The organism is Botryobacter ruber, assembly GCF_003347595.2.
GTDB lineage: Bacteria > Bacteroidota > Bacteroidia > Cytophagales > Hymenobacteraceae > Pontibacter > Pontibacter ruber_A.
Window position 1 is genome coordinate 58,670 of record NZ_QCZK02000057.1, and the last position, 14,127, is coordinate 72,796.

Sequence of the window (14,127 nt, forward strand, 5' to 3'; positions counted from 1 at the left end):
CAACGTTAAATGCCTTATCAAATCCAGAAATATCTATAAAAAACGGTTACATGTTTCATCTTTAATTTTTACGGTTATGCCACAGTTAATGACAATGCCGCGCAAGCAGGCTGCCACACAAGCGGTACAGAACAAACCTTCGTTCACCGACAGGAAGTATGTTGTTACGCTCATTTTTGTTACCTCCCTGTTCATGCTCTGGGGAATTGCGATTACCATGGGCGATGTCCTGAACCGCCATTTCCAGAATGTTCTGCATGTGTCCAAAGCTGAATCCGGGATGGTACAATTCTCGATCTTCGGCGCCTATGCCATCATGGGTATTCCGGCGGGTCTGTTTATGAAACGCTTTGGCTATAAAAAAGGCGTGTTGCTGGGGCTGTTCCTCTATGCCAGCGGCGCCTTCCTGTTTATACCTGCAGCGGATGCGGCTTCCTTTGGTTTTTTCAGAATTGCCTTGTTCATTCTGGCCTGCGGACTGGCCACCTTAGAGGCTGTGGCGCACCCGTTTGTGGCTAGCCTCGGCGACCAGCGCACCAGCGACCAGCGCCTGAACTTTGCCCAGGCTTTCAACGGGCTGGGTGCTGTGTTGGGCCCGTTGATCGGCGGTTTTTTCATTCTTAGTGTAGCCAATGGGGTGGAGAGCGGTTTAGATGCCGTGAAGTTATTATACATGGCCATCGGCACCGTTATCGCCCTCATTGCCATCGCGTTTTCTTTCGTTAAAGTGCCTGCCCTTACCGACCCACATGCAACGGATGCTTCCGATGATGAAACAAGTGAGACCGGTGCCATGGCTGTATCCCAACAAACGCCTAAAAAATTACACCAGCACAGGCACTTTGTTTGGGCGGTGGTAACCCAGTTCTTTAATGTGGCTGCACAAGGAGGTACCTGGGCATTCTTCATCAACTATGGCGTTGAAAAGATTCCGGGCCTGACCGACGAGCGTGCGGCCTATTACTTTGCCTTCAGCATGGTGCTGATGATGGTGGGCCGTTTTATTGGCACCTTTGTCATGCGCTTCGTGGCTCCCAACAAACTGCTGGCCGTTAATGCGCTCATCAACATTGTGTTGTGCGTGGTAGTAGCGCAAAGCTGGGGCTGGACTTCTTTTGTTGCCCTCATGATGCTTAACTTCTTCTTCAGCATTATGTATCCCACTATTTTCAGCCTGGGCCTGAAGAACCTGGGTGTACACACGCAGCAGGCATCTTCATTTATGGTGATGGGCGTAGTAGGTGGCGCTTTGTTTCCGCCGGTGATGGGTATCGTGGCCAATCACGATGTGGCTACCGCGTATTACCTGCCTGTTATTTGCTATGCCATCATTTTCCTGTTTGGCTACACCCTTTACAAAGTCAGGAAATAGGTTACAAGTTGTCTGCACTTCCTGTCGAATTCATTTTTACAGTTAATTTATTTCAGTCATGATACAATACGGAGCTTCAATACTTTCCTGGATCCCGGCCTGGTCGCCGGAGGGCGGACTGTATGCCATTCAGAAAACTGCCGCCTGCGGCTTTGATATGCTTGAAATCCTGTTGCCCGCCTCCCTGGATTTCGATGCCGGAAAGGTAAAAAAACAATTAACCCTGCATGGGCTGGAAGGAAGATGCTCATTCATACTTCCGTCCGATTGCCATTTACCCGCGCACCCAGCCCGGGCTGCCCGGCTACTAAAAGCAGCTTTAAACAAAGTAGAGGCAATGGAAGGCGACTTTCTGGGGGGCGTGCTGTATTCCTCTATCGGCACTTTTACCGGAAATCCCTGCACAGGAACCGAGTTAACCATCGTGGAGGATGTGCTGGGCGAGGTAGCTGCCTACGCCGGAGCGCGCGGCATTACGGTCGCCTTGGAACCTATTAACCGCTATGAAAGCTATGTGTTCACGTCGGCTGCTGAAGTGCTTTACCTGCTGCAACGTATGAACCTAAAGAACCTGGCGCTTCACCTCGACACGTTTCATATGAACATCGAAGAAAGCAGCTTCTATAGCCCGGTAATACTGGCCGGAGACCTGCTGCAGCATGTACACATCACAGAAAGCGACCGCGGCATGCTGGGAGAAGGCAACGTGCGCTGGGATGACCTGTTCCGGGGACTACAGGAAATCCACTATGCCGGTCCGCTGGTACTGGAAAATTTCTCATCTCATATTACTGAATTGGTTGGTCCCACCTCGCTCTGGCGTCCGTCCCGCTACACGCCCGAAGAGCTGGCAAAAGGGAGCCTGGCTTTTATGCAACAAATGGCAGAAAAATGGGGACTCCGGCAGGATTGTGCAACAGCACCGGCCCTGCTGTAACAAGGAACGTACCTGCACTGCCCGCCGTCCGAATCCTCTACCTGCCGGCTGAAACAGAACCGGAACATACTTGCTGCTGCTGCACTACTTACCCTAACACCGGCTGATCAACTCCTCTTCCTGGCTTCTTAAGCTGTTCCGGCAATCTGCCTGGGTGGCCAGGAAGGGTACACAGTTTTTACTTCCTCGTAAGGAGGCGGGTGTCGTAAGGCTTCCGTCATCCTTTGAACGCTTGCCTCTCTCAGCTTCAGGTTATCATTTTTATTTCTTATTTTATCATGAAAGCAATCAGACAAATCTTGCTCACAGGTATGCTGTTGCCGTTGAGCATTGGCTTTAGTAATGCCCAAGTCGTAACAAACAAACATTTTTCGTTGGGGACAACCGGCAGAATAGGCGCCATCGTTTCGCCGGGAATCGCAGGCAAAACAGGTAAACCGCTGAATCTGCACGGACAAGGTTCTATCGGAGGTAGACTGGAGCAAGGCGATTATTTTGACCTGATGCCCAGCATTCATTTTACCCCTGTTACTGTAAAGGAAGATACCACGTATATTGACTTTCAGGTAAGAATGGGCGTGTACCCGTCGGGCGGCCAGTTCCTGGGAAACGTAACCTCCCGCTCTACCGACGGACTTACCATCGCCATGCCCGAAGCTTATGTAGAGGCACGTAACATCGTGGGCAGTAACTGGTCTGCCTGGGCAGGTGCCCGGTACAGGCGCTACGATGACATTCACATCAACGATTACTTTTATTTTGACGACCACTCCTCGCAGGGCTTTGGCATTGGCCGGAAACAGACAGAACTTACCGTGCTCTTCCCGGCGTTCTCAGATGGCGGCGCATCCGCCACGCCTTATGCCTATCCTGCAGCAGGAAAGGGCAGTACACAGACAGCCATCCGGCAGCGTACCATCGTCATAGGCGAGCATACCATAAACCTGCCTTACCAAAACCGCGTCAAGTTCCTGGGTGAATACCATAGCTTGCCGGCTGTTAGAAGCGATTCCATTGCTTACCCCGAAGATAAGGGCTGGGTAATTGGAGCAAAACTGAGCACGGACCTGCCAACAACTAAAAAAGGATCATTCAACCAGCTGGCTGTCAGGTACGGCAAAGGCATTGCCAACGGCGGCGATGGAGGCAACACCTTTACCTGGGCAACATACGGCGCTCCCGACACGGAAACAAGGCAGTTTACCAACGCCCGTTCACTGGCCGTTGTAGAGCATTTCCTGCTGAATCTATCAAATAAATTCAGCCTGAACGGGTATGCGTTGTATACCAACAGCAGGGGAGGAGCCGCGGCCACTGGTAAGGTCCGGAACCAGGCAGGCAACTTCGTGTATAACAGCAAAACCGACCTGGCTGTGGGCTTCCGTAGCTTTGTTTATCTTACGGACTGGTTCCACCTGTTAAACGAGCTGCACTACACGTCGCGTACTGACGGCGACCAGCCCGCTGCAGAAATGATCAAATTTACGATTGCGCCCACCCTGGTGCCAACAGCCTCCCGCGACCCATGGGCACGACCCCATATCCGGCTGGTGGTAAGCACAGCAAAATATAACACGTTCGCTTCTGAAAATACCAGTTCCGACTACCTGCAGCAGGCTGCCGGCAGAAACTGGGGAGTCACGTTAGGTGTCAGATCGGAATGGTGGCTGTTTTAGCTGTTTTCATGCGCTTTTTTTACTTGGTTAGTTCTGCTGCACCTGCCACCATACCCGCTGCTGCTCTTCCATGGAAGCAGGTTTTGTACGATACCCGTAATTAAGGGAACTTTATTGCTGTTAATTTGCTTAAACGTTAAAGCAAACCTGATTAGCATCCTTTTTTACAAATAGGACGCGCAGAATAACCGGTTACCGGTGAAGAGAGTAAATTGATCAGGCTTGCAAAGCATCATGTATAAAATGACAGCATTATGACCAGATTACCTGAAACAACATCCGTTATCTGCTTTGGTGAAGTTTTGTGGGATATCATGCCCACTGGTCCCAACCCGGGTGGAGCCCCGATGAATGTGGCGTACCACCTGCAACAAATGGGGGTAAAAGCTCATTTATTAAGCAGGGTAGGTGAGGACGTAGCCGGCGACATTTTGTTAAATACGCTGAAAAGCTGGGGACTGTCGACAGCCTTATGTGAAGCAGATGCAGCTTATCCTACCAGCGAAGTGCACGCCAGGGTAGGTGAAAACCATGAGGTAACTTACGAAATCGTATACCCGGTGGCCTGGGATTTTATATCCTACAACACGGAGGCTGCGAGCTTACTCAGGAGGGCCGATGCCTTTGTGTTCGGAAGCCTGGCTACCCGTAACCAGACATCCCGGGAAACCTTGTTCAGGTTACTAGAGGAGTCCGCCTTTAACGTGTTCGATGTTAACCTGCGGGCGCCGCATTACTCTCCCGCTGTTATCCGGCAATTATTGCATAAGACCAACCTGTTAAAGCTAAACCAGCAGGAGCTGGAGTTGCTTACGGATTGGTTTGGTGGCGGCATTACGTCGGAGGCAGCCCGTATCGGGTTGCTGCACGAGCAGTTCGGCATCGGGGAAATTATTGTAACGAGGGGCAGCAAAGGAGCTTCTTATTTTATCCCCGGAAAACGCCTGGATTGTGCAGCCCTACCGGTAGAAGTGGCAGACACTGTTGGCAGCGGCGACGCTTTCCTGGCTGCCTTCCTGGCTAAAAAGCTGCAGAACGAATCAGCAGAAACAGCACTGGCGTACGCAGCCGCGCTAGGTGCACTTGTTACGTCGAAGCACGGTGCCTGCCCCCCGTACACCACCAGCGAGCTGGATACCTTATTGGCAGGTAAGGAAAAGCTGCCTGTGCCTGCGATAAAATCTGCCTGAATCAGATCCAGCTTGTTTTCACCTATAAAAAAGAAGGCCCGGACGTAGCAGTCGGGGCCTTTTTTTTTATATGTATGCCACATCATTTCCGTTACGCTCCTTTAGCTGCTACACATCCTGTTTAAAACATTACTGCACCTGCCTCCACAGCCACTGCTGTACCTTGTTTCAGGTAGGCGGCGAGCATGCGCGTGCATGCTGCTTCCGCAGATAATCAACCTTTGTAAGTAAATAACAGCACTACCGCAGGATAAATACTGTGTTTATATATGAAATTTTAAAAACGCGCCTTTTGATAAATTAGATACCCTCAGTAAATTAAGCGTAATCGGTTTAAGTTTTACTTACATACTGCAGCCAAAGCTGCTTTGCCTCTAATTTTAATTCCCGGTTGCCGGTGTTTGAAACACTGTACAATTTCTATATATTGGGCCGCTAAATTGGAGTGGCCGCCAACTTCTTACCTGCCACCGAAGCACCTAAACAGCCAAACTATCAACAAGAATAAATTATTATGAAAAAAAGTAACTCCCGGAACCTCTTAACGCTGGCACTCGCAGGTAGCCTCAGCTTATCAGGTTTAGCCAGCTGCTCCGAACAACGGACAGTAGAAGAAACAACCGAACAAGAAACAGAATCTATGAAAATCAAAAAGGAATCTTTTGGGAAATCAAAAGAGGGCGAAGAAGCTTTTCAGTATACCCTGACGAACGAGAAGGGGATGGAGGTGAAAATAAGCAACTACGGAGCAACCATTACGTCCATCATGGTACCGGACAAAAACGGCAAAATGGGCGATGTGGTCCTGGGCTTTGATAGCCTGGGAGGTTTCCAGAGCGAAGCTTATACGAAAAGCAATCCGTACTTTGGCGCTATCGTAGGCCGTTACGGCAACCGGATTGCCAAAGGTAAATTTACCATCGACGGCACCGAATATACGCTGGCCACCAACAACGGCCCCAACCACCTGCATGGCGGTAACAAAGGCTATGATAAAGTGTTCTGGAATGCCGAGGAAGTGCCAGGACAGAATGCTCTTCGCATGACTTACCTGAGCAAGGATATGGAAGAAGGCTACCCCGGCAACCTGAACGTGACGGTGACTTATACGCTCACCAACGACAATGAGCTGAAAATCGATTATGAAGCTACTACCGATAAGGCAACACCGGTTAACTTAACCAACCACGCTTATTTCAACCTGGCAGCAGGCCAGGCCAAAGATGCCCTGGACCACGTACTCATGATCAACGCCGACAAATACACAGTTGTTGACGAAACACTTATTCCAACAGGCGAAAACCGTGCTGTGGCGGGTACGCCCATGGATTTTACCAAACCAACTGTAATTGGCGAGCGCATCAGTGCCGTGGAAGGTGGTTACGACCACAACTATGTGCTGAATAATGGCGAAGGAGACTCTAAACTGGCTGCTACCGTTTACGAGCCAACCACCGGCCGTTACATGGAGGTATTTACCACAGAGCCTGGTATCCAGTTTTATTCCGGTAACTTCCTGGATGGCACCCTGACCGGCAAAGGAAATACCACGTACAGCAAGCACTACGGTTTCTGCCTCGAAACACAGCATTTCCCGGATTCGCCAAACCAGAATGACTTCCCTTCTACCATACTCAGACCGGGAGAAAAGTTAACCTCCTCTACAACCTACAAATTCTCTGTAAAAGAGAGTGCTCCCGAGGAGAATTTACCTCAATAATAAAAACACAATAAAGGGCTTATTTGATTTGATTCAAATAAGCCCTTTATTGAATAGTATCCGTTGCAATACAGCTTATTTTAAATTTGATTCAACCCGTTTGATTTACTTTTACCAGGTGCAGGAGTACCAGCCCGCGAATGAAATAGTACCGGAGCTGGCAAACAACCGGGATGCATAACAGTAACGACATGATGATTAACGAAATAGTAGCAAAATTTAACGAACTATACCAGCAGGAGCCGGTAGTAGTGCGTTCGCCGGGGCGGGTAAACCTGATTGGGGAGCATACCGATTATAACGAAGGATTTGTGTTACCGGCAGCCATCGACAAAGAAGTTTACTTTGCCATTGCCCCCACCAATACCGATACCTTCCGGGCTTATTCCTACGATATGAAGGAGGATGCTTCCTTCGACCTGAACCAGATCAGACCTTCTCAGACGGCCTGGGCCAATTACCTGCTGGGGGTAGTGGCGCAGTTCCAGAAGGCAGGACACCAGGTGCAGGGCTTCGACCTTGTTTTTGGCGGCAACATTCCCATTGGCGCGGGCCTTTCTTCTTCGGCAGCTGTAGAATGCGGCCTTGCCTTTGCCCTTAATCATATCTTCGGGTTTAACGTGGAGAAATTTGAACTGGTGAAGATGGCGCAGCGGGCCGAGCACGAGTATGCAGGTGTGAAGTGCGGCATCATGGACCAGTTTGCCAGCATGTTCGGCAAGGAAGGGCATGTAGTTAAGCTCGACTGCCGCTCCCTCGACTACCAGTACTACAGCTCCGACCTCGATAGCTACCGCATCGTGCTCTGCGACACGCAGGTGAAGCACTCGCTGGCTTCGTCAGAATACAACACCCGCCGCCAGGAATGCGAAGCCGGTGTAGCCATCCTGCACAAGCACTACCCGCAGGTAAAAAGCCTGCGCGACGTGACGCTACAGATGCTGGAGCAGCACAAAGACGAGTTTGAGCCGGTTATTTACAAGCGCTGCCTGTACGTGGTAAGCGAGAACAACCGGGTGGAAGAAGCCTGCCACAACCTGGAGCAGGGCGACCTGCAGGCCTTCGGCGAAAAAATGTACCTTTCCCATGCCGGCCTTCAGCACGACTACGAAGTGAGCTGCCCGGAACTGGATTTCCTGGTGGACCAGACCCGAAACGATGACGATGTGCTGGGCGCCCGCATGATGGGCGGCGGCTTTGGTGGCTGCACCATCAATATCGTAAAGCTCGCTGAGCTGGAGAATTTCTCCCGGAGAATAGAAGCCGCTTACGAGCAGCAGTTCGGCAGAAAGCCCCAGATTTATGTAGCACAGATCGTAGACGGCAGCAGCCTTGCACAACAGGAAATAGCAGTTAACTAATTAATAAAAGCCACAGCACTAGCTGTGCCATTAAAAGTATTATGAGTTCATTTGATTTAGCAGAACACCCGCACCGCCGTTACAATCCATTGTCGGGGGAGTGGGTGCTGGTATCGCCGCACCGGGCCAAGCGCCCCTGGCAGGGACAACAGGAGGATGTGCAGAAAGATGCGCGTCCCGAGTACGATCCCACCTGTTACCTGTGCCCCACCAACACCAGGGCCAACGGCGAGCAGAATCCGGATTATCCTTCCACCTACGTCTTCGAAAACGACTTTGGAGCCTTACAAGCCTCCACGCCCGAAGGTTCCTATACCAAAAACAGCCTGCTGCGGGCCGAGAGCGAGCGCGGTATCTGTAAAGTTATCTGCTTCTCGCCCCGCCACGACCTCACCCTTCCTGACATGGAAGTGGCCGACATCCGCAAGGTGGTGGACCTGTGGGAGCGGGAATACCTGGAGCTGAGCAAGATCGACTTCATCAACCACGTGCAGATCTTCGAAAACAAGGGAGCCGTGATGGGCTGCAGCAATCCGCACCCGCACGGGCAGATCTGGGCGCAGAGCTCGGTACCAGCCGGTCCGGCACGCGAGACGAAGATGCAGCAGGAGTATTTCGAGGCAAACGGCCTGAGCCTGCTGCAGGATTACCTGGAGCTGGAACTGGAAGAGAACCAACGTATTGTGTACAGCAATGAGCATTTTGTGGCGCTGGTACCGTTCTGGGCCGTGTGGCCCTTCGAAACCATGCTGCTGCCCCGTCGACACATCCGGCACCTGGGCGAGATGACGGAGGAGGAGAAAGACGCTTTTGCCGACGCCATCAAAAAGCTGACCAAGGTGTACGACCAGCTCTTCAACGTGTCGTTCCCTTACTCTGCCGGCATCCATCAAATGCCGACGGACGGGGAGGAGCACACGGGCTGGCACCTGCACATGCACTTCTACCCGCCGCTGCTGCGCTCGGCGTCGGTGAAGAAATTTATGGTAGGTTACGAAATGCTGGGCGACCCGCAGCGCGACATCACTCCGGAAACCAGCGCCGGTCGCTTAAGAAGTTTGGTGTAAAAACCAGGAGCAGAGGCTGTGGTGGCAGCTGCAGAAAGGTAAAAGTGGCTGCAACAGGAACACAGCAGCAACTAAAGATGGAAATCACCCATTTTGCCTTGTGAAAATTTAGCTGCTGCAGCCACCATAGCCACTGCTCCTGTAGTAACTGATTCAATATTAAAAAAAGGCCCGCAGTTCACATTCTGAGCTGCGGGCCTTAATTTTTTACCTGTTGGTCGACTGCCGTGCCATCAGCAAGGGCTCCAGCACAATTTTTTCGGGTGCCGCTTCGTAAAAATTCTTCTTCTTGAGCAGCTTCAGGAAGAGCTGGGCTGCTTCCCGCCCCATCCGTACCGTCTGCTGGTCCATGGTGGAGAGGGTTGGAGTGATATATGCGCCAAACGCCTCGTTGGCAAACCCGATAACGCCCACCTGCTCCGGCACCGAAATACCGGCTGCCATCAGCTCCTGTATCGCGCCCAGCGCCGTGTAATCTTCCATCGAAAACACGGCATCGAAAGCTATTCTCTGCTGCAGCAACTCGTGTATACATTGCCTGCCAAATTCAAGCGACACTTTTCCCCGGAAAACAAGCTCTTCCCGGAAAGGAATACCATATTGCTTTAAAGCATCCACATACCCCCTGAAACGTTCAGCAAATATTTTAAGCTTCTGCTCCGAGGTAATATGTACGATCTGCCGGTACCCCTTTTTAATCAGGTGCTCGGTTGCGATAAATCCCCCTTTGTAATCATCAATCGTGACCGATGGAACCGGAAGGTTTTCGAGCACGCGGTCAAACAAAAGCAGCGGAACTCCTTTTTTTATGATCTCGGCATAAAATTCATCCTTGGTCGTTTCGGCAGAAATAGAAGAAATAATCCCATCCACCCGTGCCTGCAAAAAGGTCTCAATCCCCTTCGATTCCTGTTTAAAAGATTCATTTGACTGGTAAAGCAGGATGTTGTAACCATTCTCGTTCATCACGTTTTCGATACCATGCACCACGGAGCTGAAGAACGTAACGTCGAGGCTTGGGACAAGAATGCCGATGATGTTGGAGCGCCCGGAGCGGAGCGAAGAGGCAAGTTTGTTCTGGCGGTAACCCAGGCGCTTCGCTGTTTCCCTGACAGCCTCTTTGGTAGCGATGCTGATAGCAGGATGATCGTTCAGCGCCCGCGCCACGGTCGAAAACGTGACATTTAACTCACGGGCGATGTCGTGTATGGTTGGCTTTTGCAAAATTTTTATTGTTTCATACCAGCTGTCAGTGTACAGCCATTAATTTAGAAAGCGCTGCTGCTTATCTTTTGGTTAAAAATAGCGACATTTTATTACAAAAAAGCAAATAAATTTTTAGATGTCAAAAGTTTATGATAATATTATGCCAACGTTGGCACTTGCTGTTCTTAATGGGCACGAACAACATCATCAGAAACAAACGATTGTTAACTTAACCATACCATACTATCCATTGCCTATGCTCTTACTTGGAATAGATGTTGGCACTTCATCCATCAAAGTGTCGGTTGTAGATGCTGAAACGCAGCAGAGCCTGGCCTCCGCACAATATCCCGAAACGGAAACGGGCATTATCTCGCACCGGGCAGGATGGGCGGAGCAGTCCCCCGACATGTGGTGGGAGCACGTACAGGCGGCAATCCTTAAACTTAACGCTTCCGGCAGCTACAACCCAACAGCTGTTGGCGCCATCGGTATTGCCTACCAGATGCACGGCCTGGTTGTGGTAAACAAGGCGCAGCAGGTGTTGCGCGATTCCATTATCTGGTGCGACAGCCGCGCCGTGGAACTGGGTAATGGTGCTTTTGAGGCGATCGGAGAAGAAAGAAGCCTGTCGCACCTGCTCAACTCGCCGGGCAATTTTACCGCCTCCAAACTGGCCTGGGTAAAAGCAAACGAGCCGGAACTGTATGCGCAAATCGACAAAGTGATGCTGCCAGGCGATTTTGTCGCCATGAAACTGACCGGTGAGGTAACGACAAGTGTTTCTGCGTTGTCGGAAGGCGTTTTCTGGGATTTTAAAGAGGACCAGCTGTCGGAGGACGTTCTGGGCTATTATAAAATAGACAAAAACCTGATACCCGAAATTAAGCCGGTTTTCTCGGAGCATGGCTCTGTTAAACGCGATGTGGCGGAGAAACTGGGGCTGCAGCCCGGTATTCCGGTTGCCTATAAATCCGGTGACCAGCCAAACAATGCCTTGTCGCTGAACGTGCTGAACCCGGGTGAGGTAGCCGCCACGGCAGGTACTTCCGGTGTTATCTATGGCGTGAGTGACCAGCTGGTATACGATAAGCAGTCGCGGGTAAATACGTTTGCGCACGTGAATTATGCCGGCGACGAGAAGCGGGTAGGGGTGCTGCTGTGCATCAACGGTACCGGTATCATGAACCGCTGGGCCCGCGACAACTTTGCTCCCGGCGTAAGCTACCCCGAAATGAACGAGTTGGGCCGCAAGGTGCCCATCGGCAGCGACGGGTTGAGCGTACTTCCATTTGGGAACGGGGCAGAACGCATGCTCAACAACAAGCTCATTGGCGCGCATCTGCAAAACATCGACCTGAACAAACACACCCAGGCGCACATCTTCCGGGCCGTGCAGGAGGGGATTGCTTTTGCCTTCCGCTACGGGCTGGACATTATGCGGGAGAACGGCATGAACCCCAGTATTATCCGGGCGGGCAGGGCCAACATGTTCTTAAGTCCTTTGTTCCGGGAGGCTTTTGTGGGCGCAACGAATGTGCCGGTTGAACTTTACCAGTCCGATGGAAGCGTAGGGGCAGCACTGGGTGCAGGGATAGGTTCCGGCACCTTTAAATCCGGGGAAGAAGCCTTCAGCAACAGTCTGCCGCTTGAACTCGTGAAGCCGGAAGCAACCGGGCAGTACGAAGCCGCTTACCAGGTTTGGAAGGAGCAGTTGCTCCAAAAGCTCAACGGCAGCAAATAAAAAAGATAAAAATTATAACATCATCAATAACCATAAGAAAGAAAATGGCAAACATCGTATTAGGAGAAAAAGAGTATTTTAAAGGCATCGGGCAGATTAAGTTCGAAGGCCTGGAGTCGGGTAACCCGCTGGCTTACCGCTGGTACGACGAAAACCGCGTGGTGGCTGGCAAAACCATGAAAGACCACCTGCGCTTCGCCGTGGCCTACTGGCATTCCTTCAACGGCAATGGCTCCGACCCTTTCGGCGGCCCTACCCACGTCTTCCCCTGGGATGAGAAAGCAGACGCCGTAGAGCGTGCCAAAGACAAAATGGACGCTGCCTTTGAGTTCATCACCAAGATCAACCTGCCCTACTACTGCTTCCACGATGTGGACGTGGTGGATTATACCGACGACATCAGGGAAAATGAGCGCCGCCTGCAGACCATGGTGGAGTATGCGAAGCAGAAACAACAGGAGAGTGGCGTGAAGCTGCTTTGGGGCACCGCCAACCTTTTCTCGCACAAACGCTACATGAACGGCGCCTCTACCAACCCTGATTTCCATGTATTAGCCCATGGCGGCGCACAGGTGAAGGCTGCTCTGGATGCCACCATTGCCTTAGGTGGTGAGAATTACGTATTCTGGGGCGGACGAGAAGGCTACATGAGCCTGCTCAACACCAACATGAAGCGCGAGCAGGAGCACATGGCCCGCTTCCTGCACACCGCCCGCGACTATGCCCGCAAAAACGGCTTTAAAGGCACCTTCTTCATCGAGCCAAAACCAGCCGAGCCAAGCAAGCACCAGTACGATTTCGATTCAGCTACCGTAATCGGTTTCCTGCGTCAGTACGACCTGCTGGGCGACTTTAAAATAAACATTGAAGTTAACCACGCCACGCTGGCCGGTCACACCTTCGAGCACGAGCTGCAGGTGGCGGCAGATGCGGGACTGCTGGGTTCCATCGACGCCAACCGTGGCGACTACCAGAACGGCTGGGACACCGACCAGTTCCCCAACAACCTCAACGAACTGACAGAGGCGATGCTGATCATCCTGCAGGCCGGCGGATTGCAGGGCGGTGGTGTGAACTTCGACGCCAAAATCAGGAGAAACTCCACCGACCCGGCCGACCTGTTCTACGCCCACATCGGTGGTGCCGACGCGTTTGCCCGGGCACTGGTAACAGCCGATAAGGTACTGCAGAACTCCGACTACAAAAAGATCAGAGAAGAGCGCTACGCCTCTTTCGACAGCGGCAAAGGCAAAGCCTTTGAAGAAGGAAAGATGACGCTGGAAGATCTTCGTACTTTTGCTATCGAAAACGGAGAGCCGGAAGTAAGAAGCGGAAAACAGGAATACCTGGAAAACATCATCAACCGGTTTATCTAGTTTTCAGCCAGATAAAGGTATCGCTTAACAAAAGAGGATCAGTGCCACAGGCATTGATCCTCTTTTGGTTTATACCGGCAGGTTTGCCTATTTCTGCGGCTGGCAGGGCCCCTGGTATTTCACAAAGATGTTAAGCCAGATGCTTCGCGATAGCCTGAACGTCAGGGGCAGCAAACCTACTACAATAATGATCAGCGTAAGAACCATCATCGTCAGCGTTACCTCCTCCACCAGAAAACTGAGCATGATCCAGACAAGCACAAAAAGAGCCGTACTGAAACCATAGCTGATAAACATGGCCCCGTAGTAAAATCCCGGTTCCGGCTCAAAGGTCTGGCCGCAGCAGGAACATTTGTCGTTCATCCGGGAAAACCTGCGGTAATTGAACAGGGTGCCTTTTTCAAACATATCGCCTTCGTGGCAGCGGGGGCACTTGAAATTAAGTATGCTGTAGAGTTTTGTTTCTTTCCAACTCATG

Annotated in this window: 11 protein-coding genes; 9 read left to right on the forward strand and 2 right to left on the reverse strand. The window is 51.4% G+C overall.

Annotated features, from left to right (window positions below):
• Positions 1 to 76: 76 nt before the first annotated feature.
• The 7 genes from DCW36_RS20000 to DCW36_RS20030 all read left to right on the forward strand — a co-directional run bounded on the left by DCW36_RS20000 (position 77) and on the right by DCW36_RS20030 (position 9,323).
• Entirely contained in the window at positions 77 to 1,372 is a 1,296-nt protein-coding gene (locus DCW36_RS20000) for a sugar MFS transporter (RefSeq protein WP_240676252.1), read from the forward strand.
• A 58-nt stretch (positions 1,373 to 1,430) separates the two neighbouring features.
• Positions 1,431 to 2,309 carry a sugar phosphate isomerase/epimerase family protein gene (locus DCW36_RS20005; RefSeq protein WP_114782574.1) on the forward strand — a complete coding sequence of 293 codons (879 nt, stop codon included), beginning with the start codon at positions 1,431 to 1,433 and terminating at the stop codon, positions 2,307 to 2,309.
• 278 nt (positions 2,310 to 2,587) lie between these two features.
• Entirely contained in the window at positions 2,588 to 3,985 is a 1,398-nt protein-coding gene (locus DCW36_RS20010) for a carbohydrate porin (protein WP_114782575.1), read from the forward strand.
• 254 nt (positions 3,986 to 4,239) lie between these two features.
• Positions 4,240 to 5,175, forward strand: coding sequence for a carbohydrate kinase family protein (locus DCW36_RS20015; RefSeq protein WP_114782576.1), 936 nt, complete (start codon positions 4,240 to 4,242; stop codon positions 5,173 to 5,175).
• Between the two features lie 514 nt (positions 5,176 to 5,689).
• Positions 5,690 to 6,895 (forward strand): aldose epimerase family protein, encoded by a 1,206-nt coding sequence (locus tag DCW36_RS20020; RefSeq protein WP_114782577.1) that lies wholly within the window; start codon positions 5,690 to 5,692, stop codon positions 6,893 to 6,895.
• Positions 6,896 to 7,068: 173 nt separating this feature from the next.
• Entirely contained in the window at positions 7,069 to 8,256 is a 1,188-nt protein-coding gene (locus tag DCW36_RS20025; protein ID WP_240676253.1) for a galactokinase, read from the forward strand.
• Between the two features lie 41 nt (positions 8,257 to 8,297).
• On the forward strand, positions 8,298 to 9,323 hold the full coding sequence (locus tag DCW36_RS20030; RefSeq protein ID WP_114782578.1) for a UDP-glucose--hexose-1-phosphate uridylyltransferase: 1,026 nt from the start codon (positions 8,298 to 8,300) through the stop codon (positions 9,321 to 9,323).
• A 207-nt stretch (positions 9,324 to 9,530) separates the two neighbouring features.
• Here the strand turns inward: DCW36_RS20030 and DCW36_RS20035 are convergent, their stop codons facing one another.
• A complete protein-coding gene (locus tag DCW36_RS20035) occupies positions 9,531 to 10,547 on the reverse strand; it encodes a LacI family DNA-binding transcriptional regulator (protein ID WP_114782579.1) in 1,017 nt (338 codons plus the stop codon).
• 238 nt (positions 10,548 to 10,785) lie between these two features.
• Between DCW36_RS20035 and DCW36_RS20040 the strand changes: the two genes are divergently transcribed.
• A complete protein-coding gene (locus DCW36_RS20040; protein ID WP_114782580.1) occupies positions 10,786 to 12,273 on the forward strand; it encodes a xylulokinase in 1,488 nt (495 codons plus the stop codon).
• A gap of 44 nt (positions 12,274 to 12,317) precedes the next feature.
• On the forward strand, positions 12,318 to 13,649 hold the full coding sequence (gene xylA, locus DCW36_RS20045; RefSeq protein ID WP_114782581.1) for a xylose isomerase: 1,332 nt from the start codon (positions 12,318 to 12,320) through the stop codon (positions 13,647 to 13,649).
• An 87-nt stretch (positions 13,650 to 13,736) separates the two neighbouring features.
• On the opposite strand, the gene DCW36_RS20050 is transcribed toward xylA, so the two are convergent.
• On the reverse strand, positions 13,737 to 14,126 hold the full coding sequence (locus DCW36_RS20050; RefSeq protein WP_114782582.1) for a DUF983 domain-containing protein: 390 nt from the start codon (positions 14,124 to 14,126) through the stop codon (positions 13,737 to 13,739).
• Position 14,127: the final 1 nt, after the last annotated feature.

Bases quoted from the DNA above. Each gene is read 5' to 3' on its own strand.
- DCW36_RS20000 (WP_240676252.1), top strand. From the start codon at position 77: ATGCCACAGTTAATGACAATGCCGCGCAAGCAGGCTGCCACACAAGCG.
- DCW36_RS20005 (WP_114782574.1), top strand. From the start codon at position 1,431: ATGATACAATACGGAGCTTCAATACTTTCCTGGATCCCGGCCTGGTCG.
- DCW36_RS20010 (WP_114782575.1), top strand. From the start codon at position 2,588: ATGAAAGCAATCAGACAAATCTTGCTCACAGGTATGCTGTTGCCGTTG.
- DCW36_RS20015 (WP_114782576.1), top strand. From the start codon at position 4,240: ATGACCAGATTACCTGAAACAACATCCGTTATCTGCTTTGGTGAAGTT.
- DCW36_RS20020 (WP_114782577.1), top strand. From the start codon at position 5,690: ATGAAAAAAAGTAACTCCCGGAACCTCTTAACGCTGGCACTCGCAGGT.
- DCW36_RS20025 (WP_240676253.1), top strand. From the start codon at position 7,069: ATGCATAACAGTAACGACATGATGATTAACGAAATAGTAGCAAAATTT.
- DCW36_RS20030 (WP_114782578.1), top strand. From the start codon at position 8,298: ATGAGTTCATTTGATTTAGCAGAACACCCGCACCGCCGTTACAATCCA.
- DCW36_RS20040 (WP_114782580.1), top strand. From the start codon at position 10,786: ATGCTCTTACTTGGAATAGATGTTGGCACTTCATCCATCAAAGTGTCG.
- xylA (WP_114782581.1), top strand. From the start codon at position 12,318: ATGGCAAACATCGTATTAGGAGAAAAAGAGTATTTTAAAGGCATCGGG.
- DCW36_RS20050 (WP_114782582.1), bottom strand. From the start codon at position 14,126: ATGAGTTGGAAAGAAACAAAACTCTACAGCATACTTAATTTCAAGTGC.